Origin of the sequence: Moritella sp. F3, from assembly GCF_015082335.1 — a bacterium.
Classification (GTDB): Bacteria; Pseudomonadota; Gammaproteobacteria; order Enterobacterales; family Moritellaceae; genus Moritella.
In genome coordinates, this window is record NZ_BLRL01000003.1 from 298,822 (window position 1) to 321,065 (window position 22,244).

20 protein-coding genes and 1 riboswitch are annotated in these 22,244 nt (G+C 41.4%); of the genes, 13 read left to right on the top strand and 7 right to left on the bottom strand.

All coding sequences use genetic code 11. The annotated features are described in order from the left end of the window. Positions 1–130 precede the first annotated feature (130 nt). The 3 genes from JFU56_RS07595 (at position 131) to JFU56_RS07605 (ending at position 4,098) form a co-directional block, all read left to right on the top strand. Complete coding sequence (locus tag JFU56_RS07595; RefSeq protein ID WP_198436681.1) at positions 131–982, top strand: hypothetical protein; 852 nt, start codon at positions 131–133, stop codon at positions 980–982. Between the two features lie 351 nt (positions 983–1,333). Next, positions 1,334–2,524, top strand: a complete 1,191-nt coding sequence (locus JFU56_RS07600) for an amino acid aminotransferase (protein WP_198436682.1) — start codon at positions 1,334–1,336, stop codon at positions 2,522–2,524. Positions 2,525–2,871: 347 nt separating this feature from the next. Then, entirely contained in the window at positions 2,872–4,098 is a 1,227-nt protein-coding gene (locus tag JFU56_RS07605; RefSeq protein WP_198436683.1) for an OFA family MFS transporter, read from the top strand. Between the two features lie 61 nt (positions 4,099–4,159). Here JFU56_RS07605 and JFU56_RS07610 read toward each other — a convergent pair whose 3' ends face one another. After that, the gene (locus tag JFU56_RS07610; RefSeq protein ID WP_242065908.1) at positions 4,160–4,651 is read right to left on the bottom strand and encodes a hypothetical protein; all 492 of its coding nucleotides are present in this window, start codon (positions 4,649–4,651) and stop codon (positions 4,160–4,162) included. A gap of 435 nt (positions 4,652–5,086) precedes the next feature. On the opposite strand from JFU56_RS07610, the gene mrcB reads away from it, so the two are divergent. The 6 genes from mrcB to JFU56_RS23055 all read left to right on the top strand — a co-directional run bounded on the left by mrcB (position 5,087) and on the right by JFU56_RS23055 (position 11,587). Then, positions 5,087–7,366 carry a penicillin-binding protein 1B gene (gene mrcB, locus JFU56_RS07615; protein ID WP_198436684.1) on the top strand — a complete coding sequence of 760 codons (2,280 nt, stop codon included), beginning with the start codon at positions 5,087–5,089 and terminating at the stop codon, positions 7,364–7,366. A gap of 99 nt (positions 7,367–7,465) precedes the next feature. Next, a complete protein-coding gene (locus tag JFU56_RS07620) occupies positions 7,466–7,927 on the top strand; it encodes a tetratricopeptide repeat protein (RefSeq protein WP_198436685.1) in 462 nt (153 codons plus the stop codon). A 19-nt stretch (positions 7,928–7,946) separates the two neighbouring features. Then, a complete protein-coding gene (locus tag JFU56_RS07625) occupies positions 7,947–9,824 on the top strand; it encodes a DUF294 nucleotidyltransferase-like domain-containing protein (protein WP_198436686.1) in 1,878 nt (625 codons plus the stop codon). Between the two features lie 9 nt (positions 9,825–9,833). After that, positions 9,834–10,553, top strand: a complete 720-nt coding sequence (locus tag JFU56_RS07630; protein ID WP_198436687.1) for a 3'-5' exonuclease — start codon at positions 9,834–9,836, stop codon at positions 10,551–10,553. 384 nt (positions 10,554–10,937) lie between these two features. After that, the gene (locus JFU56_RS23050) at positions 10,938–11,156 is read left to right on the top strand and encodes a hypothetical protein (RefSeq protein ID WP_242065909.1); all 219 of its coding nucleotides are present in this window, start codon (positions 10,938–10,940) and stop codon (positions 11,154–11,156) included. Positions 11,157–11,218: 62 nt separating this feature from the next. Then, positions 11,219–11,587 (top strand): helix-turn-helix domain-containing protein, encoded by a 369-nt coding sequence (locus JFU56_RS23055; protein WP_242065910.1) that lies wholly within the window; start codon positions 11,219–11,221, stop codon positions 11,585–11,587. Between the two features lie 94 nt (positions 11,588–11,681). Here the strand turns inward: JFU56_RS23055 and tenA are convergent, their stop codons facing one another. From tenA to thiD, 5 genes are all read right to left on the bottom strand, one after another. Next, a complete protein-coding gene (tenA, locus tag JFU56_RS07645) occupies positions 11,682–12,350 on the bottom strand; it encodes a thiaminase II (RefSeq protein ID WP_198436688.1) in 669 nt (222 codons plus the stop codon). A 38-nt stretch (positions 12,351–12,388) separates the two neighbouring features. Then, a complete protein-coding gene (locus JFU56_RS07650; protein ID WP_198436689.1) occupies positions 12,389–13,336 on the bottom strand; it encodes an ABC transporter substrate-binding protein in 948 nt (315 codons plus the stop codon). An 84-nt stretch (positions 13,337–13,420) separates the two neighbouring features. Next, entirely contained in the window at positions 13,421–14,230 is an 810-nt protein-coding gene (locus JFU56_RS07655; RefSeq protein ID WP_198436690.1) for an ABC transporter permease, read from the bottom strand. Then, positions 14,223–15,068, bottom strand: coding sequence for an ABC transporter ATP-binding protein (locus JFU56_RS07660; RefSeq protein ID WP_198436691.1), 846 nt, complete (start codon positions 15,066–15,068; stop codon positions 14,223–14,225). Before JFU56_RS07660 ends, JFU56_RS07655 begins: the two co-directional genes overlap by 8 nt. Further along, the gene (gene thiD, locus JFU56_RS07665) at positions 15,061–15,951 is read right to left on the bottom strand and encodes a bifunctional hydroxymethylpyrimidine kinase/phosphomethylpyrimidine kinase (RefSeq protein WP_198436692.1); all 891 of its coding nucleotides are present in this window, start codon (positions 15,949–15,951) and stop codon (positions 15,061–15,063) included. Before thiD ends, JFU56_RS07660 begins: the two co-directional genes overlap by 8 nt. Before the next feature lie 72 nt (positions 15,952–16,023). Further along, positions 16,024–16,123, bottom strand: a riboswitch (TPP riboswitch). Positions 16,124–16,407: 284 nt separating this feature from the next. Here thiD and JFU56_RS07670 point away from each other — a divergent pair. Then, positions 16,408–16,956: a hypothetical protein gene (locus tag JFU56_RS07670; RefSeq protein WP_198436693.1), complete on the top strand. Its 549-nt coding sequence runs from the start codon at positions 16,408–16,410 to the stop codon at positions 16,954–16,956. Positions 16,957–17,088: 132 nt separating this feature from the next. Here JFU56_RS07670 and JFU56_RS07675 read toward each other — a convergent pair whose 3' ends face one another. Further along, positions 17,089–18,669 carry a BCCT family transporter gene (locus JFU56_RS07675; protein ID WP_198436694.1) on the bottom strand — a complete coding sequence of 527 codons (1,581 nt, stop codon included), beginning with the start codon at positions 18,667–18,669 and terminating at the stop codon, positions 17,089–17,091. Positions 18,670–19,286: 617 nt separating this feature from the next. Between JFU56_RS07675 and JFU56_RS07680 the strand changes: the two genes are divergently transcribed. The 3 genes from JFU56_RS07680 (at position 19,287) to prpC (ending at position 22,239) form a co-directional block, all read left to right on the top strand. Then, positions 19,287–20,012, top strand: a complete 726-nt coding sequence (locus tag JFU56_RS07680; RefSeq protein WP_198436695.1) for a GntR family transcriptional regulator — start codon at positions 19,287–19,289, stop codon at positions 20,010–20,012. A gap of 1 nt (position 20,013) precedes the next feature. Continuing rightward, positions 20,014–20,934 (top strand): methylisocitrate lyase, encoded by a 921-nt coding sequence (gene prpB, locus JFU56_RS07685; protein ID WP_198436696.1) that lies wholly within the window; start codon positions 20,014–20,016, stop codon positions 20,932–20,934. A 180-nt stretch (positions 20,935–21,114) separates the two neighbouring features. Beyond that, positions 21,115–22,239 carry a 2-methylcitrate synthase gene (gene prpC, locus JFU56_RS07690; protein ID WP_198436697.1) on the top strand — a complete coding sequence of 375 codons (1,125 nt, stop codon included), beginning with the start codon at positions 21,115–21,117 and terminating at the stop codon, positions 22,237–22,239. Positions 22,240–22,244: the final 5 nt, after the last annotated feature.

A 22,244-nucleotide genomic window follows, 5' to 3' on the forward strand; every position in this document is an offset into this window, starting at 1 on the left:
CAAAGAGTCGTCTCGGCGTTGATTCTAAGACTTTCAGGATGACTACTATGTTTCTATCCATGTGATTGATCTTTAGAGATTGAGTAGATCTGAATTCCACCATCGAAAATAAGTTACAAACGGAAACATGATGTCATTTAAAAAAGTATTACTAGCAAGTATCATCGCATCAACCCTAGTTGGTTGTGATTCTTCATCGCCAGATAGCGTAATCACTCCTGCACCAGCCACGTTGACTATCCCAGTAGCAATGCAAGCTCAAGATGTAAGTGGTTGTGACAATGAATACATGGTTACTCACTCAATCGAAGTGCGGGATGATTTGGAGCTTCCAGTAAATGTAGCAGAAGTTCGATCTGTATGTAATCCAGAATTATTCGTTGAATATGATGTTGCCGAAGTAGATAAGCCGATGGTTCATATTAACTGGGCAAAGGAAGTATTCAGTGAAAATGGTGATTTGATTATGTATCAGGGTGGTCATGCAAAACCATCTAGTTTAGCAGACCATGATAAGTTAGCTGCGGAACGTGGATACCGTGGTTATTATCTAACATTAGATGAATTAGGTGGTTACATTAACGCAAATGAAGTAACAGATATTACTTATTTTTCTTCTGGTAATTATAACCACCCTTCTACAAGTGGTTTAGATAAACAATCATATACAATAATAGACAAAACTATCGATACTGTAGTTGTGAGTGCTGCTATGTTCGTAGACCCAACCAAAGTCGATGAACATGATTGGAATGAATTTTGGTATGAATGTACTGGTACTGGTACTGTTACTAGTATAGGTTCTAACGAAACAATGAGTTGCTTGGTTCACAAAGCAGGTACACCAAAGTTTCAATTTCAGACTATCACAGTTGATATGAACAATTTCCCAAAACCGACTAAGTTTAAAGAAGATTACGCACATGCAACTCAGATGTATGTTGAAAAAGCATTCACCGATTATGGGATCTTGATTGAATAACATTTGAATTCAATCAAGAATCATATTGGATTGGTGATGGTTCATAACTCTTTCATATAACGTGTTGGTACGTTGTATTTCACTGATGCTAAAGAAAGCGTGGAAGAAATCTTCAAAGCAATGTAATTGCGATGTTAGTATTAGTTAAATAATACAAGATTTTTTGAAGATAAAAGGAGCCGAAAGGCTCCTTTTTTTGTTTTAAAATAGGGGATGATCCGCCACCATAATAATTTCTGATATCTTGGTTTTTTTTCGTCACATTACTAGGAATTTAGGGGTTGTGATGGTATAAATAAGTCAAACCTTAGGTTTAATACGTAGTTTAATTACAAGCAGATAGGGAATACCATGTTTGAGAAAATCGTTACAGCAGCAGCAGACCCAATTTTAGGTTTAACGGAAGCATTCGCTAAAGATCCTCGCGCCGAAAAAATCAATTTAGGTGTAGGTATTTATAAAGATGAAACGGGTCAAACGCCTATCCTAAAATCAGTTAAATTAGCAGAACAAAAGCTGATTAATGAAGAAAAAAGTAAAAGTTACTTGAGTATTGAAGGCCATAAAGCATATGCGTCTGCAGTACAAAAACTATTATTTGGTACAGATAGCGAAGTTGTAACATCACAGCGTGCAATTACAGCACAAGCACCGGGTGGTACAGGTGCTTTACGTACAGCTGCCGATTTTATCAAAAGTCATTTAACCAGTGATCGTATTTGGGTAAGTAACCCAACATGGGCGAATCACGGCAATGTATTTAATACTGCGGGTCTAGAAGTTAAGCAATATGCTTATTATGACGCAGAAACGCGCGGCTTAGATTTTAATGCCATGTTAGCATCTTTAGCTGAAGCTGAAGCGGGTGATGTGGTTCTGTTCCACGGTTGCTGTCATAACCCAACAGGTATTGATCCAACATTGGAACAGTGGACTACACTTGCGCAATTGTGTGCGAACAAAAAATTATTACCACTGTTTGATTTTGCATACCAAGGTTTTGCTACAGGTGTAGAAGAAGATGCAGCAGGTCTGCGTGTATTCGCACAGCATTGCGAAGAATTATTAGTTGCTAACTCATTCTCTAAAAACTTTGGTTTATATAATGAACGTGTTGGTGGTTTAACGCTAGTAGCGAAAGATCAAGATGTTGCAACGGCAGCATTTAGCCAGATCAAATCAGGTATTCGCGCTAACTATTCAAACCCACCTGCACATGGCGCAGCAGTTGTGGCTATTATCCTTGATAATGAAGAATTACGTAACCAGTGGGTTGCAGAAGTGGCTGAAATGCGCGTACGTATTCACGAAATGCGTGAGCTATTTGTATCGACACTGGCTGATATGGGGGTGACTGGCGACTATAGCTTTATTACCCGTCAAAACGGTATGTTCTCATTCTCAGGTCTGACGAAAGAACAAGTGGCTACATTGAAAGATGAGCACGCTGTTTATATCGTTGGTTCTGGCCGTATCAGTGTTGCTGGTATGACTAAAAACAACATGCAGCCTTTATGTAAAGCGCTTGCTGCGGTACTTTAATATCTATACATGACGAATAAATAATTTGCGGTGCTGTATTGCACTGTAAAGATAATGATTAAATGAGTGCTTCGGCGCTCATTTTTAGTTTCAGGGTATTAACTTTTTGTAATTTTGTAATTGTAGGCGTCGCCGCGCATTCAATATCGAGGTGATAGTAAATAACGTTAAATCTCGGTGGAATAGGGTTAATGATGTCAAGTAATGCTTATATAAGTAATTTATTCTTGATATTTATCTATAATGATGCGGTTTGTATCAATAAATCCCTTATATTTTAAATTAAAAGTTGTACCTAGATCACAAAACGTGTAAATTGCCGAAATCTTTGTAATCTTGAGGCAAAAATGAGTAATAAACCACTTCAAATCCTATTAGCTGGTATCGGCATAAACTTAACAATTGGCATCTTATACGCATGGGGTGTTTTCACTGTACCGCTAGCTGAAGCGTTAAACGTAGATGCTACAGATGTAAAATCACCATACAAAATTGCTGTTTTCACATTTGCTACTTGTTTACTTATTGCTGGTATTTTACAAGACAAGATCGGTCCTAAAAAAGTGACTATGCTTGGTGTTACTCTAGTAGGTCTTGGCCTTATTGCTTCAGGTTACACAACGACGTTAACGCAACTTGAATTTACCTTTGGTGGTATTGTTGGTGCTGGTATCGGTTTCGCATACGCATGTATTAGCCCAAGTGCTATGAAATGGTGGCCTAAAGGTAAAAAAGGTTTAGTAAGTGGTCTAACTGCTGGTGGTTTCGGACTTGCGTCTGTTTACCTAGCTCCACTATCTACAAGCCTTATTGAAAGCTATGGTATCTATGATACATTCAAAATATTAGGTGCTGGTCTTCTAGCGATTGCTATCCCATTAGCATCATTGCTTGTTGCGCCACCTGCTGGTTATGTTGCTGATGCATCTGAAGCGAAAGCGACAGCGTCAAGCGATGACATTAACCTGACTTGGCAACAAATGCTGAAAACGCGTCAATTTTACCAGTTATGGGTAATGTTTATGGTTTCAGCAGCTGCAGGTATCATGCTTATTGGTTCTGTTGGTAACATCAGCCAATCAATTGGCCTAACACCTGAGCAAATCGCATTCAGTGTTGTATTACTGGCTATCTTTAACACTGGTGGTCGTGTTGTTGGTGGTTTAGTTTCTGATAAGATTGGTCGTGTTAATACACTTGCTTTAGTGTTCATGATGCAAGCGGCTAACATGGCGTTCTTCACGACAATCACAACGCAAATCCCACTAATGATTGCGATTGCAGTTGGTGCGATGTCGTACGGTGCACTACTAAGTGTATTCCCTACGATCACTGCTGATAACTACGGTCTAAAAACTTACGGCACTAACTTCGGTATCCTTTATTCTTCATGGGGTGTATCTGGTTTCTTCGGTGGTTTCTTAGCAACGGTTGCAGGTTCAACTAACAATACTTATTTTGCTTTCGCAGCACTATTAGTACTCGTTACTGTTATTGCATTCTTTACTAAACCAGTAGATAAAGCTGCTGTATTAGCAAAAGAAGCAGGTAAATTAAAAGCCGCTAAAGCTTAATCATTAGCGCTTCATAATTTGTGTTAAAGGGATAGTTTAAGCAATTAACTATCCCTTTTTGTTAGAAGTGTACATTGCCGCCGATGGTGAAGTATTTTAAATCGGCTTGAATCACGGTATAACCTGCTTCTATCGTGAAGGCATCGCCGAGTTCAATGCCGAATGCTATCCCACCTGAAAACCCATCTTCCTCCCATTTCTGGGTATCTGTTTTTAATGTTTCTTCCAAATAGCCTGCTCTTAATTTGGCATAATATTGACCGGAAGTTCGATAGGCTGCATAAATAGCGTAAGACTCATATTCAGCATCCTTATTGCCAGCATCCATATCAACAAATGTTCCTTCGAATTCCAAACCAAAGCCACTTTTTTGAATACCCACAAGGAAGGTGGCAGGTACTTTCGGATCGAGTTCGTCAAAGGCGGTGTATATATAACCGGTTTTTGCACCGAGGTAAAAATCGACATCACCTGATGTTTTATCCTTGGCAATGGCGGGTGTTATTGCTATCGCACTGAGTGATAAAATGAGCGGGAGTAATTTATTCATCATTGATTCCTTGCTTATGTGAACTATGTCGTGTTTTTTTAATCATAGTCTTAACAGCTGATTTAGCTATGATTTGAACTAATTATCATTCTGATACCTAACTAGTAGCGCTATTTTAGTGATATCAATTAACTGTGTTTGAGGGATGCGAACAGATCTCGTAATGAATAATATAGTTTTTGCGATATAACCATTGGCGATTTCATTTGAACGTAGTTGAAGTGGCGTTAATTGTATTTATGGCATAATTTTCAGCTGAAATGAGTTTATAAATAAGGCTTTTAAATGCTGATTTAAAAGTATTATTTTGTATTTTATAAAATCATCATACGTTACAACCTAATTTCGATGGGTGCTGATTTACTGTGGTATGATCCGTATTGAGTAATAGATTAAATAAGTTGTTGTTTAATGAATAAATGACAACGAGAGGTGCTTGTGAGTAAAAAAATAAAAAGCGATAAGACTAAAAACCGCAAACGTTTATGGTTGACGTTATTGCTTATTCCGGTGCTGGTCGGCATCGCGGTGATGATTTATTTAGATGTGATTATTCGTACTACTTATGATGAAAATAAGTGGGCGGTACCATCGACGGTTTATGCGCGTCCCCTTGAATTATATGAAGGTGCTGCGCTAACAGTTAAAGATTTACAGACTGAACTTAGCTTATTAGGCTATAAATTTGTCGACTATCCGGCAAAACCAGGACAAGCAAATATACAAGGTGAACAAGTTCACCTTTATACGCCAGGCTTTCAATTTAGTGATGGCCTAGAGCCTCCGCGCAATGTCTTACTAACAGTGAAAAGTGGCTCAGTTGTAAAACTGGAGAGTGATGATAATGCTTCATTATTACGCTTGGAACCTGTTGTTATTGGTGGTATTTATCCTGCACATAATGAAGACCGATTATTAGTACAGTTATCCGAAGTGCCAGAATCGTTACAAGCTATGTTGGTTGCGGTTGAAGATGACAGTTTTTATGATCATCATGGCATTTCTGTACGTGGTATTGCGCGAGCATTAATTGCTAATATCAAACAAGGCGGCATATCTCAAGGCGCATCAACGCTGACTCAACAATTGGTTAAAAATTATTACTTAACTTCTGAACGGACTTTAAGTCGTAAAGCGCAAGAAGCACTCATGGCGCTCCTGCTGGAATTGCACTTTAGTAAAGATGCTATTTTACAAGGTTATATAAATGAAATTTACCTGGGTCAAGATGGTCCTCGTGCTATCCATGGTTTCGGTTTAGCCAGCCAATATTATTTTAAAACACCCCTTGCAGAGTTAGCGCTCGATAAACAGGCGTTATTGGTTGCTTTAGTGCGTGGTGCGAGTTATTACAACCCATGGCGAAACCCCGAGCGGGCACTTAAACGTCGAGATTTGGTGTTAGATATTGCGGTGCGTGAAGGGCGCTTAGATGCTGAGCTCGCTGCGGCGGCTAAAGCACAGCCATTAGGTATGGGCGAACAAACGGCGAGTAGCACCAAGCGTTTTCCTGCCTATCTCGATTTGGTACGCCGTCAATTACAGCGTGATTATAAAGTCGAGGATTTAAGTGAAAATGGACTGTCTATTTTTACTCACTTTGATCCGCTAGTGCAAAGCAGTGCTGAATTAAGTTTAACCAAATCGATTGCTCGACATAAACGTGATGGTTTAACTGCTAAACTAGAAGGTGCCGTTGTTATCACTCGGCCAAATACTGGGGCTGTTATTGCTATCGTTGGTGGCGCTAATACGCGGTTTGCTGGTTTTAACCGAGCAATTGATGCAAGACGTCAAGTTGGCTCGTTAATAAAGCCTGCTGTCTATTTGACGGCTTTAGAGCAACCGGATAAATATAACTTAGCGACAGTGATCAGCGATGACGAGTATAATCTACCGTTGCCGAATGGCGATGTTTGGTCACCGAAAAATTATGATAAAAAAGACCACGGTGATGTGCTGTTATATAGTGCGCTCGCGAAATCTTATAATCAATCGACTGCGCGTTTAGGTAATGAAATTGGTTTAGCTAAAATTGTGGATACGCTAGGGCGCTTAGGTGTTGAACAAAAAATCCCTGAGTTACCTGCGATTACATTAGGAGCCGTGGATATGTCGCCGCTTTCTGTGGCGCAGATGTTCCAGACTTTATCTGCAGATGGTTTTTATACGCCGCTATTGGCGATCAGTGCCGTTGTCGATCCTCAAGGGGAAGTACTTAAAAGTTACCCGCTAGCGGTTGATAAACGCTTTGATGCTGGATCTGTATATATGCTGCGTCATGCGATGCAAGCTGTGACACATGAAGGGTCGGGGAGAGCGCTAGAATGGCTATTACCTGATTTTGAAGTGGCAGGTAAAACGGGTACAACTAACAATTTACGAGACAGTTGGTTTGCTGGTTTCTCGGGAGACATGATGGCGGTGGTGTGGATGGGACGTGATGATAATGCCTCGACCGGTTTGACTGGTTCAAGTGGGGCATTACGTGTTTGGGCCGATATTTTCCGCCAGCGTTCGACCTTACCGATCCAAAACCTGCCACCACAAAACATTACTGTCGGTTGGGTAGATAAAGATACTGGCCAAGGTAGCCAAGGCAGTTGTCTTAATTCTATTCCGCTACCCTTTATAAGCGGGTATGAACCGGAAGTTGAATTACGTTGTAACCAAGGGGTTAAGCGGGTCATTGAGTGGTTCCGAGACTTAGTCGAATAACTGTATAATTATAGCTGAATAATATTTGTTTATTAAATAAATATTATTCATGGATGATTTAGCAAATAGTGGTCATGTAACATTAAGAATGGAAGTAAAATGAGAATAATTAAACGCTTGTGCCTGTTACTCTTACCCTGGTTACTGACTGCTTGTGGCAGTATCCCGACATATAATTCCAATGGGACTGAAGTGCAAGGTTCGACGAATACCAGTATTGATAACACCAGCAAAAGTAAGCCAGCACCAGCGGTTAAGCCGAAACAAGCACCTGTTGACGATACAGCTCAAGCACCCGCGGCGGTATTATCGCTGATGAAACGTGCAGAAGAGCAGGTGAGTCGTGGTGATAACCGCGGTGCTATCGCATCATTAGAGCGCGCTATCCGCATTGCTCCACGCTATCCTGAAACCTATTACCATTTAGGTGAGCGTTATTTTTATCAAGGTAATTATAAGCAAGCCCGTTCATTGGCTGAAAAGTCGATAACATTGGGTGCAGATTGGCTGTTACGCCGACAAGCTGAATCATTAATTGAACGTGCATCGGCATATCAATAAATCATAAATAGAGTAAAGAATGGAAATCGAATTACTAGAAATTAAAAATTTCATAAGCCAATACCAACCTTTCGATCAATTGCCAGAAGAAGCATTAGTCGAAGTCGTCAAAAGCATTGAGATCTCGTACTACCGTGCAGACTCAATGATCATTGAGTATGGTCACAAGATCCATGATCTGTATTTTATTCGCAGCGGCGTGGTGGAAATATACCGCCGTAAAGGTGAATTATACAACCGTTTGGATCAAGGCGAATTATTTGGTCAGATGGGACTGCTGGCCAATAATAAAGTACGTTTACCTGCGAAAGCGGTAAAAGACACGTTAGTTTACTGTATTCCTGAATCCATCTTCCATGATTTTTGTGAGCGCTATGAAGCGTTTTCAGATTTCTCTGAAGTTGAAGGTACAATCCGCTTAAAACAGGCTGTTGAAGATAATAATGATGACGCCAATTCACTCACTACATCGAAAGTGAAAACGTTATTAAGCAGAGACTTAGTTATGTTGAAAAGTACCACTTCCATTCAGGATGTGGCGAAAGTCATGGCAGAGGAACATGTTTCTGCAGCGCTGATCAATGATCCCGCAATTACCGATGAAGAGGGGAATAATTTTGTTGGTATTATTACTCAACACGACCTGTGCGCCAAAGTAATTGCGATGGGCATGAGTGTCGATAATCCTGTTTCAGATGTCATGTCGACAGAATTGATGTCGCTTGATCATAATGCTTATATTTCTGAAGCTATGCTAATGATGCTGCGTTATAACGTGCACCACCTACCTATCTTAAAAAACAAACAACCTATCGGCCTTATTGAAGTGGCTGATATCATTCGTTATGAATCACAAAACAGTTTGTTATTGTCGGGCAGTATTTTTCAGCAACAAAATATAGAAGACTTAGTATTACTTTCAAATCAGCTTAAAGATTGTTTCGTGCGTATGGTTAATGAAGATGCTAACTCACACATGATCGGCAGTGCAATGTCAGAGATTGGTCGCAGCTTTAAACAGCGATTACTTGAACTTGCTGAGGAAGAGTTAGGCGAGCCACCTGTACCTTATTGTTTCTTGGCCTTAGGTTCGATGGCGCGTGATGAACAATTGATCGTAACAGACCAAGATAACGGTATTATTTTGGATAACAGTTATGATGATGCTGAACATGGCGAATATTTTGAAAAGTTATCTAAGTTTGTCTGTGATGGTTTAGCGGCTTGTGGTTATACCTATTGTACCGGTGATATTATGGCGACCAATCCTGAACATCGTAAAACCCAAGCACAATGGGAAGAATGTTTTGCTGATTGGATTGATAACCCGAACCCACAAGCGTTATTAAATTGTTCTATCTTCTTTGATTTAACCGGTGTTTATGGCCGCGTAAAATGGGCTGAACAATTAAACGCCTTTATCTTGCGACGCGCTAAGAAAAATAACCGATTCTTAGCCTGTTTAGCCCGTAATGCCTTGAACCGTACACCGCCACTGGGCTTCTTCAAGAACTTTGTGATGGAGAACGATGGCCGTCATAACAACTCTATTAATTTAAAACGACGTGGTACAGCACCACTTGCAGATTTGATCCGTGTGCATGGATTAGCCATTGGTTCACAATCTCAAAATTCATTCGAACGCTTAGAAGATATTATTGAAGCGGGGATCTTACCGGCATCGAAAGGCCAGGACTTACAGCATGCGATGGAATTGATTTCCTTAGTACGCTTACGTCACCAAGCGCTAGATATAGAATCGGATATTGAACCTGATAATAATATTGAGCCTGAAAACATGTCTGAATTCGAGCGTCGTAACCTTAAAGATGCATTCTTGGTATTGAGTAACGCGCAGAACTTTTTAAAGTATCGTTATACAGCCAATAAAATGTAGGGATCATTAATGCATAATTTTATTAATAAAGAGATCTTAAACTGGAGCGCGTTCTATAAAGTCAAAGTAGAACAGAGCAAGGATGAACGGTTAAAGTCTTTTTATCACGTTGGCATGTACAACGATGAAACCAAGTTAAGTGATATTGATTTTGTGGCGTTAGATTTTGAAACGACAGGTCTGGATTCGGAACAAAATAGCATTATCAGTATTGGTTTAGTCCCGTTTAATTTAAACCGTATTTTTTGTCGTCAAGCACAGCACTGGTATATTGAGCCTGAAGATAAATTGAAAGAAAATTCGGTTATCATTCATGGTATTACTCATGCTGACTTGAAAGGTGCTCCGGATCTATTACATATTTTAGAACCCGTATTAGCAGCGCTAGCAGGAAAAGTTGTGGTGGTACATTATCGCCGCATTGAGCGTGACTTTTTTGACAATCACCTTCGTAGTTTAATTAATGAAGGCATTATTTTTCCGGTTATTGATACGATGCAAGTGGAAGCAGACTTACAAGATTCGCAAAAGAAGGGCTTTTTCAGTCTGTTTAAGCCTAAGAAACGTCAAGAATCGATTCGTTTGGGTAATAGCCGTGCGCGTTATAATTTACCAGCCTATCCACCGCATGATGCATTAACTGATGCGATTGCGACGGCTGAGTTGTTACAAGCACAAATTCATTATCACTTTTCAGCCGATACACCCATTAAGAAACTGTGGTTATAATGTTTGGCGACTAGTTAGGTCGTCACTGGTGGCTGTATGAGAGTATGTGATATGCAATCACGTACTCTCATACTTTCATATTGTCGTATTTATTCAATCTTTGTTTTTGTGCATCCCTTAATATTGCTCTTATCAATTGGCGAGTTATTTCATTCATCACCAATCGCAGTGATGAAAGTGCCCCCCAGTTATAAATCATTAATCTAGGTACTGCAGATGCAGATGCAGATGCAGATGCAATAAATGAAGGTACAACAGATGTTAGCAATAAAAAAATTGAAGCTCTCACGCAACTCGATGCACTAAAATTTCAGTATCTTGATAGCACGACTGAGCCTCTTGATGGTATGTGGCTATGTGGTTTCTTACCGATGGCAACACACTATGGCTTTTATATTTCCGCAGGTACAAACTTTGCAGCTAGATCATGCTCACGCTTTTATATACCTAGGCATTAAATTCCGCGTTGGGGCATTGTATTCGTTAGCTATGTCGCCAACGAAGGCGTGTATCGGTGATGTGCTCGGCGTCAATTTTAGCAATATTATTCCAGGGCTTAGCGGACTATCTAAAGATGAGGTATTTGTTGAGCAACATATATAGCCATTGCCAAAGATGACCCTGAACTATGCTGTGATCGACTAGATGAATACTCATCTACCTGGTTGGTCAATCATAATGAAGATAGTCACAGTCAGTTAACACGTAGCGTCTTACCGCTGCTAGCGACGACTCCGATTGCACAGTTAAGTGAAAAACTATACTGCTCGCAGCGCACTATCGAGCGCAGTTTTAACAAAGTAACAGGACTAACACTCAAGCAGTGTCAGTTAATGCAAAAGTTAGAAAGCTTGTTAGAGTATTTATATCATCGAGATAGCCAAGATATTGATTGGGTTGATTTAGCTTATCAGTTTGGTTTTAGTGAACAGCCCCATTTGATCCGTTATTTAAAAAGCCAAATAGGCGCCACCCCCAATAATTATGTTAAGCAGCGTGACCTGACTATTGATGTTTATGGTGGCGTTAGATGACGTTGAATCGTATAGAGTGAATAATAAAAACCAACAATCTATGTAGACTGCTGGTTATATTAAACTTGTTTATAGGACATCTGAGAGTCTTGCGTTACGACTTCTCTGCATCAAGTCCTTGCTGCCAAAATGCAATTTCCATACGTGTCGCCGTTTTAAATACATGAATAAGATGTCGACCTCGTTGACTGTTGACGTCAATTTCAGCCAGTAACTCATCAATGTGCGCAGTACCTTGGGCAACACCCTGCTGGAAGTCGTCGCCGCTATAAAGTTCGATCCAACTGGAAAACGGATTATCAATCAGTTTGGTATTGGCATTAGCGGCTAGATTGCGGCCAATTTCGGCGTAACCAATCGAGCAGGGTGCTAAGGCTGCATACAGGTCGACAATATCTCCAGCCATACCCGCATCGAGCACGTAACGTGTATAAGCGACTGTACCAAAATCTTCAGGTTCAGCTTCTAAATCTGATTCAGTTAACCCCCAGTTACCGCAATAGGTAACGTGATGACCGATTTCAGAATCTAATAGGGCATGCACACTAGGTAATGCTTTACGCATATCCGCTAAAGTACGCGCTTTGTAAATAGCTAACGCATGCGCACGAGCATATTGCTTTAAGAACAAAAAGTCTTGTTTAAGGTAATGTAAGTAACTCGGCTGTGCTAATGTTCCTTGTGCCAATTGTTGTACAAACGCATGTTGGGTATAGGCATCCCAATCTTCACGACAGGCATTGATTAGATCTTGATGATTCATTGTGTATGTATCCTCGTCTTTCGTGTTTATAGATAAAATTACAGCGTTGGTACGTAGTCTTGTGCTTTTGGTAATGTCGTGATGATCTTGTGTGAATACATGAATTCGGCATAATCGTCATAACGTTTCAAATCAACAGCTGAGGGACGCAATGCGAAACGAGTCAGGGTATCGTTCCAGGCGCGTTTGTTTAATTCGTTGTTTAACGTATCAGGTGCATAAGCAACAAATTCTTTCCATGCTGCTTGTGGGTGATTAACAATGTAGGTGGTCGCTTTTTCTAGGGCTTTATTAAAGGCTTTGATAGCGGCTTTGTCATATGTATTGGCGTTAGCAACAAAGATCAATTCGTCATAGGCTGGTACGCCGTGTTCTTCTGGGAAGAATGCTTTTGATTTAAAGCCTTCCAGTTCAAGCTGATTGGTTTCAAAGTTACGAAGACCACCCCATATAGCATCTACTTTACCTGACGCAAGTGATGATGATAGCGCCCAACCGACGTTAATGATCTGGACGTCATCGTAGTTCACATCACCTGTCTTTAACATGGTGCCGATAGTTGCTTCTTCGTTACCTGCAATGGCGATACCAATATTTTTACCTTTTAAGTCAGCCATGTCATTGATCTTACCGTTGTCGAGTACCATCAGCGTATTGAGTGGTGTCGCGATCAGGGTTGCTGCACGAATAAGCGGTAAACCCGCAGCGACATCTATGGTGAGGTTCGGTTGATAAGTAATCGCTAGGTCAACTTTATTGGCTGCAACAAGCTTAGGTGGCATGCTTGGATCTGCTGGTTCTTGGATCGTGACGTTGACACCTTGCTCGGTAAAGTAACCACGTTCTTTGGCTATGACGATTGGGCCGTGATTGGGATTCACAAACCAGTCTAGCATCAGGGTAAGGCTCTTTGTTTCTGCGAATACATTGGTCGATAACATTGCTGCAGTTAACGCTGCAGCTTTGATTAATGTGTTGTTTTTCATAAATATCCTTTTAATATTTGAATCTAAGTTTTCTTTAATTCAGTATGAGTAAAATGTCGTGATTAATAATGCACGCCTAGGGCACTAGCTTTGCCACGGGATCAGTTTTTTCAAGGCTTTGTCAGTGACAAAATAAAGTAGGACAGAGAGAGCGGATAAGATCAGTAATGCGGCAAACATTTCGTCAATCATCATTCGTGCATTAGCTTGCAACATGAGATAACCGAGTCCAGCACTGGAGCCAACCCATTCACCAGCAACAGCACCGATTGGCGCAATAACCACGGCGACGCGGATCCCCGATGCTAATGTCGGCAGTGATGCAGGCAGTTGGATATGACGTAACATCTGCCACTTAGTAGCCCCCATGGTTTTTGCCAAATCCAAATAGCCAGTCGGTGTATTACGTAAGCCGTCATAACAGCAGGTCGTGACGGGAAAGAAGATAATTAACGCCGCCATGACGATCTTAGAGGCCATGCCATAACCTAGCCATAACATTAACACTGGCGCAATCGCGAATACTGGGATTGCTTGGCTGGCAATTAAGATTGGTAATAACCAATGTTTAATCGGTTTAAACAGCAGCATTTGTAAGGCAAAAAATAGCCCCATAAATAAACCGAGTAATAAGCCGAATACAATTTCTTGGCCAGTAATTAAAGTGTGTTTAAACAAAACCTCATGGCGGTCGATTAAGCGCTCAAATACGGCTAGTGGCGCAGGTAGAATGAAAGCGGGCATCTCAAAAATGACCACAATACTTTGCCATATGCCAATAATGACCAAGGTGCTAATAATGATACGTAACAAAGGGCTAGTGTGGTTCTGTTGCTTGTTGTGGTGATGCTTCGATTTAGGTACCGCTGGGGTAGTATTGATTAACTCACTCATTTTCAGTTTCCATTCCCTGCTCAAACTCTTGCGCTAAACAACGCATAATACGTTGCTGTAATTGGGCACATTCTGCATCGTATAGACGTGGTGTTGAGCTTGATGGTAGTTGTAACTGTGTTGCACTAGCTGGTGTGCCTTGCATGATATAGATATGATCGGCGAGGCGAATGGCTTCTTGGGGATCATGCGTTATTAAGGCCACTGTCTTATCCTTTAACAATGCACAAGCTAGATCTTGTAATCGATAGCGGGTCACTGCATCCAAGGCGGAAAATGGTTCATCCATTAATACCACTGGCTTATCTTGCATTAACGTTCTTGCTAGCGCTACCCGTTGACGCATACCGCCAGACAGTTGTTGTGGAAAATGGTTAGCGTTGTCAGCAAGTCCGACTTTCGCCAGTAAACTGAGCGCTTTATCTTTGTTTGCTTTCGATGGCTTTGCGCCAAACTGACTACTTAGCGTGACATTATCGAGTACGGATAACCAAGGTAGTAGTAAGTCCTGTTGCGCCATGTAAGCAACTTGATTGTTTAAGTCAGTTAATACTTGATGATTCGCGCCAACTAAGCATTCACCTGACCAAGTCACCTGTTGATCTAACAGCCCAGCAAGATAACGCAACAGCGAGGTTTTCCCACAGCCGCTACGACCTAGGATACATGTCCACTGTCTTGCGGGTATCCTCATATCAAACTCGCTTAATACAGGGTCGATACTGTCGTGATAGCGTAAATAACCTTTGGCAATGGTTATGTTCACAGCAAGGTCATTGACCATTAAACTGTTCTTGTTATCTGTCGGCGCTAATACTGCTTGTGATGAGCTAGACATCAGCGTGGCCAGCGAAGAAATGATTGACCGGACCATGACCACTACCTATGTCTAATTCATCTGCATGCGCAATTGCGTTGGATATGTATTTTTTACCCAGCTTTACCGCTTGCAGTAATTCGTGTCCTTGCGCCAAATAAGATGCAATGGCAGACGATAAGGTACAGCCTGTACCGTGGGTATTGTGGGTATTAACCCGTTTTGCGGTTAACAGCTCGAAATGATCTTGGAATATAAGCAGGTCGTTACTGTTTTCATCTTGCTCTAAATGACCGCCCTTGAGTAGTACTGCATTGACGTTAAGTTGGCGTAATGCGTTGATCATCGCGCCCATATCATCCTCGCAAGTCGGCAGCGATGAACCTGTTAAAGCTGCACCTTCCGGTAAATTAGGGGTGATCAAGTCGGCAAGTGGTAATAACTCTGACTTAAGGGTGTTGATGGCTGATTCTTTTAACAGTAAATCGCCGCTGGTGGCAACCATGACTGGATCTACAACTAAAAATTTCGGTTTATATTGTTTAATTTTCGCTGCTACAACCTTGATGATCTCGCGGTCTGCCAGCATGCCCACTTTTACTGCGACGACGTTTAAATCGCTAAAGACTGCATCGAGTTGATTGTTAATATGTTCCAGTGGGATAGGGAATATCGCGGATACCCCCAGGGTGTTCTGTGCGGTGATCGCGGTAATTGCAGAACATGCATAACTGCCAGTTGCAGAGATTGCTTTGATATCAGCTTGAATGCCTGCACCGCCGCCACTATCAGATCCTGCGATCGTTAATACGATTGGTGTTGATTGGCTATTTTTAAGTGATTTTTGCTTTAATGAAAGCGGTAACGAAATAGATGTTGATGTGTTGGTTGTAGCCTTTAGCATAAATATCCCTAGTACAGACGCGTAGGAACTTTATCGAGCCAAAGATTGAAAGACGGGGAGGTCAAATCAGGAGTAGCAAGACTGATAGTTCCCTACGTCAGTGTTAACTGAATCAGGTTCAACGGGTCTCGCAATTTGCGCTCTCAGCCTTTAGGCCCCCCGACTATATAGGCGGCAATAGTAACAAGTTTTGTTGAAAGCGCAATAAAACAATTAAGTCATGCTTTAAGAATTTTAATTTTAGCGGCTTTAAGACTCGCATTTAACTTTTCTGAAGGTGAAGCTATTTGTTGTGATGTCACAAATACCTATTAAGTTATATTGCGATGGTTGACCTAATATATAATGTTAAATAAAATCAATGGGATATTTTATTTAACATTAGGTTTACTTGTTGTTTTGATAAAATATTGGAAGATACAACTCTTGATTATTATAAAAACAAAGGAATGGGAAATGAAGCTAGTTAAAAAAACACTGGTAATTGCAACATGCTTATATTTAGTGGGTTGTGCATCGGGTGCACAGGTTGAGAATATGGTTTACCAAGGCGAGCAAAAATCTTATCCAGCTGTTGTTCAAAACAATTTGGCCTTGTCGTCAGTCACTGGTGGTGAAGATACGAATGCAGCTTGGACGTCAGAGATCAGTGATGTTGCTTTTTCTGATGCAATTAAAGAAAGTCTATTAGAACAAGGGCTTTTCTCAGAAAAGGGGAAGTATCAACTATCAGCGAGAATTGTCGATGTTGAACAGCCATTATTTGGTCTTGATATGACTGTTACAACCAAGGTTAAATACACACTGACTGATACTGTAAGCGGAAAAGTGATTCTTGATGAAGCTGTTGAAGCACCGCATACAGCCACTTTCGGTGATGCTTTTTCTGGCGTCGCGCGCCTACAAATGGCGAATGAAGGTTCAGGTAAGAAAAATATTGAGGCCTTACTTAATAAACTTGCTGAGCTAAATATTGAAGCTAATGAAGTGAGCTTAACGCAATAATATGATGGTGATAGTCGATCACTTGATTGACTTATGGCTAACAAAAAGGCCACGCGTTACATTAACGCGTGGCCTTTTTCATGCTTCAATATCGTCGATTAGATTTCCATAGTCGAAAATCGAATGCGTTAATTACTTACGATTATGTTGCTCTGTTCTTAAACCCATAATCAAGCTCACGCACATAACCAATAAGATCACTGTGAATGGCAGTGCCGTTGAGATTGCACCTGCTTGTAAGGCTTCAATTGCTTGCGTACCGCCAACCCAAAGCAGTGCTGCAGCGATTGCACCTTCGATGAATGCCCAGAACACACGTTGTGGTACTGGAGCATCAACTTTACCACCAGCAGTGATGCTGTCGATAACCAGTGAACCAGAGTCCGAAGAAGTGATGAAGAATACTAATACTAACAGTACAGCTAGCATTGATAGCACATCACCCATAGGTAAAGAGTCAAACATTTGGAACATAGCTAAAGGTACTTCTTTTAGACCTTCAGTGCCTAAAGTACCCACGTTATTTACTACTTGATCAATAGCAACGCCACCAAATACAGACATCCACAATACGGTTACCGCTGTAGGTACAAGTAATACGGCTGTAATGAATTCACGGATAGTACGACCACGCGAAATACGTGCGATAAACATACCGACGAATGGTGACCATGAAATCCACCATGCCCAGTAGAATACAGTCCAACCGTGCATCCAGGCTGAATCTTCACGACCAATTGGATTACTTAATGGAATTATATTTTCAACATAACCCATGATAGTTGTTGGGATGGTCCCCATAGATACTGCAAAAGTCACTAATGCAACAAATACTAATAGCACTAATGCTAAAAGCATGTTGATGTTACTAATTACTTTTACGCCACCGTCAATACCACGTATTACCGACACAACAGCCAACAAGGTCACGATAAAGATGATTGAAATCTGTAAAAATAGCCCGTTCTCAATGCCTAATACATGGTGGAAACCACTCGCCGCTTGTTGCGCGCCTAAACCAAGTGATGTCGCTAAACCAAATAGGGTTGCTATCACGGCTAAGATATCAACAATATGACCAGCCCAGCCCCACGTTCTATCACCTAAGATTGGATAGAATACAGAACGCATTGAAAGTGGTAAGCCTTTATTATAAGAGAAGAAAGCTAGTGAAAGTGCAACTACGCCATAAATTGCCCATGGGTGTAAGCCCCAGTGGAACATCGTCGCGCCTAATGCAAGTTGTGCGGCTTCTGGTGTGTTTGCTGCTACGTTAAGTGGTGTTTCATACCAACCAGTGTAATAAGCAACAGGTTCTGCTACGCCCCAGAACATCAGGCCAATACCCATGCCGGCTGCAAATAGCATTGCAATCCAAGACATGCGGCTATAATCAGCTTTAGCTGCATCGCCACCTAAACGGATTTTACCGTATGGTGATACAACTAAACCTAAGCAGAAAATAACAAATATATTTGCAGACCACATGAAGAGGCTATCGAAGGTGCCGATGATTTGCCATTTGATACCATCTAGAAATGATTTTGATGTTTCCGGATCAACGACTAAAATTGCCAGCAAGAATAAGCCGATTAGCGATGCACTAATACCGAATACCGGGTTGTGAACATCAAACCCCCACTTTTGCACGTTATCTTGCCCGACTGTGTAATCAGTATTATCAATACTGTATTTATCCCTATTAATACTCATTAGTCCTCAGTTAGAACAGTCGCGTTCTATTTTGTATAGTTATTTGTAGTTGGTTAGTTTAGCAAATGTAGCGCTAATTATCAGAAGAATATCTATTTAGAGGAGGTAACCATGCATAATTAGTGGATATTGGTTATATAAGGGGGATTATTGATGGCAACATTATATTCAATGTATAAGTTAATACACGGTTGGTGCATAAGCCCATGTAGCAACTAAGGTATATGTTAGGTGTAAATTAAGTGCGAAAAGCGCGTCGAGAATTAGCTATTACAGGGTTCTGCTTCTTTCCCGTTGGCCACGTTTCAAGCCCAGAAACTGACGCGGTTGCTATATCTACTTCACCTCTAAGGTCTATTGGTAGAAAACGCTTTTCAATATTGAGTATAGAACATTTTGAATAGCTGTCCACTTCCAGCGGTTAGCGCGGATTAATCGATAAAGAAGAATGGAGTCGGTGTTGATATTATCGAGCGTTCACTATTGATTATCGCCATTAACACATCAAAAATTGCCATCAATTATAATCATTAACTATACATTGAAGTTGCGGGGATGTTGACGGGATGTAAAAAATAGGCGATATTGAATGAAATTCAAACATTGTCGACAATCTTATGCCTTTAGATGATCCAACTAAAATCCTCGCTGTCACTACAGCAGATAAAGTTTTTGAGCAAATGCAGCGCGCTATTGTTGATGGTGACATACTCGCTGGCAGCAAGATCAGTGAACCAGAGTTAGCAAAACGTTATCAAGTTAGCCGTTCAACCTTACGTGAAGCACTAAATAGGCTAGAGAAGTGCCATTTAATTGAACGTAAAGCCAATGTCGGTTCACGGGTAGTACAATGTACAACACAGGGATTACTTGACCTATACTTTGTAAGAGAAGCGTTAGAAGGCATGGCGTGCAGACAAGCTGCAGAGAAAATGACAGATGCTGAGATTGTCGACATGAAAGCCATGCTTAGCCAGCACGCATCAGCGCAAGCGCTTAAAGATGGGGTTGCTTACTATCAAGAAGAGGGTGACTTAGACTTTCACTATAAAGTCATTTTAGGCAGCCATAATAGTCAACTTATTGAATTGATTTGTGGCCAGCTGTATCACTTAGTCCGCATGTACCGCTGTCAGTTCGGTATGCATAGCCCGAGAGCCAGCCGTGCTTTTTCAGAACACGCCCAGATTATTGAAGCGATTAGTGATCGTGATGGAGAGTTAGCCGAAATGCTCATGCGTCGTCATATCGCCGCGTCACGTAAAAACATTGAAACGAAAATTGCTCAGCAACTAGCCGCAAAATTAAAGACAGAAACCCCACAAGTTCAAGGAGAGAAATAATATGTCTACACCATTGTCGTCTCAGATCGAATCTTCACCACGCTTATCGCCAGGCGCTAAGTTTCGTTTAGCCCTAGCTAATAATAAACCGCTGCAAGTGGTTGGAACCATCAACGCGTATTGCGCCATGATGGCGGAGCAGTTAGGTCATCAAGCTATTTATTTATCTGGTGGTGGTGTGGCGAATGCTTCTTATGGCTTACCTGATTTGGGCATGACGTCATTGAATGATGTGCTTGTCGATGTGCAGCGTATTACCGCCGCATCGAGTCTACCTTTGCTGGTGGATATAGATACCGGTTGGGGCGGGGCATTTAACATTGCTAAAACGATTCGCGATATGGAAAAAGCAGGGGCTGCTGCGGTACATTTAGAAGACCAAGTGGCGCAAAAACGTTGTGGTCACCGCCCAAATAAAGAAATTGTGTCGGCAGAAGAGATGGTTGACCGTATCAAAGCGGCGGTGGACGCGCGTACTGATGCTGATTTTTTCATTATGGCGCGTACCGATTCATTCGCACAAGAAGGACTGGAAGCAGCGATTGCCAGAGCACAAGCTTATGTTGCAGCAGGTGCTGACGGTATTTTTGCTGAAGCTGTAAAAACCGAAGCGCATTATCGTGCATTCTCGGCAGCGTTAGATGTACCTATCTTGGCTAATATCACTGAGTTTGGCCAAACTGAATTATGGAATAAAGAGCAACTCGGAGAGTGGGGTTGCGCTATGGTGCTTTATCCATTGTCAGCCTTCCGTGCGATGAATAAAGCCGCTGAACAGGTTTATAAAACCCTACTCAGTGATGGTGACCAAAAAGCCGTGGTAGGTAACATGCAAACTCGCATGGATTTGTATGATTACCTTGGTTATCACGACTATGAGCAAAAACTGGATAGTCTCTTTTCTGAAGGAAAAAATAAATAAAAAATCGAAGGAAAGAATAAATAACGCGCTTAAAGAAGCGAGTGATAAAAATAAGAACTAAACAATCAAGCGAACAATAGCAAACAGGATGTTGCAGGGTGAGCCCATTGCCGTTAGCGCAATGGTGACTGTAGAGTTGCTATAAGCCGCTTCACGTTAATACAAATTAAGGGAATAATGATGACAGATAAGAAACTATCAGGCGCAGGTTTACGTGGTCAAAGTGCAGGTGAGACAGCGCTTTGTACGGTTGGTAAATCTGGTAGCGGCTTAACGTATTGTGGCTATGACGTTGCTGACTTGGCTGAAAATGCGACTTTTGAGGAAGTTGCGTATTTACTGTTTAACGGTGAGTTGCCGACTCTTGATCAACTGGAAACATACAAGGCTGAATTGCATAGCCTACGTGATATACCGCAATCGTTAAAAGAAGTTCTACAACATATCCCAGCAGACGCACATCCAATGGATGTGATGCGAACAGGCTGTTCATTTTTAGGTAATATTGAGCCAGAAGCTGACTTTTCAGAGCAAAGTAAAGCGGCGAATCGTCTGCTTTCGGCATTCCCTGCAATCATGTGTTACTGGTACCGTTATTCGCATGATGGTGTAGAAATTGACTGTACAACAGATGAAGGATCACTGGCTGGTCACTTCCTTAAATTGCTACGTGGTGAAGCGCCGTCAGAGCAACATCGTCGCGTGATGGATGTATCGTTGATCTTATATGCTGAGCATGAGTTTAATGCATCTACTTTTAGTGCTCGTGTTTGTGCATCGACGTTATCGGATATGTTCTCTTGTGTTACGGGGGCTATCGGTACTTTGCGTGGACCTTTACACGGTGGTGCAAATGAAGCGGCGATGGATATGATCCAACAGTTTACTTCTCCTGCGGATGCTAAAACCCAAATGGCAGGCATGCTAGAGCGTAAAGAAAAAATCATGGGCTTTGGTCATGCTATTTACCGCACTTCAGATCCGCGTAATGTCATCATTAAAAAATGGTCTGAAAAATTGGCGCATGAACATGGTGATACCGAGTTATATGATATTTCGGTAGCGTGTGAAGAGTTTATGTGGGACAGCAAAAAACTGTTCTGTAATGCCGATTTCTTTCATGCCTCTGCTTATCATTTCATGGGGATCCCAACGAAACTGTTTACCCCTATTTTTGTTTGTTCACGTTTAACGGGCTGGGCTGCACATGTGATGGAACAGCGTAGTAATAACCGTATTATTCGCCCGAGTGCAGATTATATTGGTGCAGAGCCAAGAGTTGTAACACCGATTTCAGAGAGATAATGGAT

What these genes read in the sequence shown, in the direction of transcription:
- JFU56_RS07675 (WP_198436694.1), bottom strand. Translation starts at nt 18,669, where the DNA reads ATGAGTATTAATAGGGATAAATACAGTATTGATAATACTGATTACACA.
- tenA (WP_198436688.1), bottom strand. Translation starts at nt 12,350, where the DNA reads ATGAATCATCAAGATCTAATCAATGCCTGTCGTGAAGATTGGGATGCC.
- JFU56_RS07625 (WP_198436686.1), top strand. Translation starts at nt 7,947, where the DNA reads ATGGAAATCGAATTACTAGAAATTAAAAATTTCATAAGCCAATACCAA.
- prpC (WP_198436697.1), top strand. Translation starts at nt 21,115, where the DNA reads ATGACAGATAAGAAACTATCAGGCGCAGGTTTACGTGGTCAAAGTGCA.
- JFU56_RS07610 (WP_242065908.1), bottom strand. Translation starts at nt 4,651, where the DNA reads ATGATGAATAAATTACTCCCGCTCATTTTATCACTCAGTGCGATAGCA.
- JFU56_RS07595 (WP_198436681.1), top strand. Translation starts at nt 131, where the DNA reads ATGTCATTTAAAAAAGTATTACTAGCAAGTATCATCGCATCAACCCTA.
- JFU56_RS07660 (WP_198436691.1), bottom strand. Translation starts at nt 15,068, where the DNA reads ATGTCTAGCTCATCACAAGCAGTATTAGCGCCGACAGATAACAAGAAC.
- JFU56_RS07670 (WP_198436693.1), top strand. Translation starts at nt 16,408, where the DNA reads ATGAAGCTAGTTAAAAAAACACTGGTAATTGCAACATGCTTATATTTA.
- JFU56_RS07680 (WP_198436695.1), top strand. Translation starts at nt 19,287, where the DNA reads ATGCCTTTAGATGATCCAACTAAAATCCTCGCTGTCACTACAGCAGAT.
- JFU56_RS07620 (WP_198436685.1), top strand. Translation starts at nt 7,466, where the DNA reads ATGAGAATAATTAAACGCTTGTGCCTGTTACTCTTACCCTGGTTACTG.
- JFU56_RS07605 (WP_198436683.1), top strand. Translation starts at nt 2,872, where the DNA reads ATGAGTAATAAACCACTTCAAATCCTATTAGCTGGTATCGGCATAAAC.
- JFU56_RS07650 (WP_198436689.1), bottom strand. Translation starts at nt 13,336, where the DNA reads ATGAAAAACAACACATTAATCAAAGCTGCAGCGTTAACTGCAGCAATG.
- prpB (WP_198436696.1), top strand. Translation starts at nt 20,014, where the DNA reads ATGTCTACACCATTGTCGTCTCAGATCGAATCTTCACCACGCTTATCG.
- JFU56_RS07630 (WP_198436687.1), top strand. Translation starts at nt 9,834, where the DNA reads ATGCATAATTTTATTAATAAAGAGATCTTAAACTGGAGCGCGTTCTAT.
- JFU56_RS23050 (WP_242065909.1), top strand. Translation starts at nt 10,938, where the DNA reads ATGGCTTTTATATTTCCGCAGGTACAAACTTTGCAGCTAGATCATGCT.
- JFU56_RS07655 (WP_198436690.1), bottom strand. Translation starts at nt 14,230, where the DNA reads ATGAGTGAGTTAATCAATACTACCCCAGCGGTACCTAAATCGAAGCAT.
- JFU56_RS07600 (WP_198436682.1), top strand. Translation starts at nt 1,334, where the DNA reads ATGTTTGAGAAAATCGTTACAGCAGCAGCAGACCCAATTTTAGGTTTA.
- thiD (WP_198436692.1), bottom strand. Translation starts at nt 15,951, where the DNA reads ATGCTAAAGGCTACAACCAACACATCAACATCTATTTCGTTACCGCTT.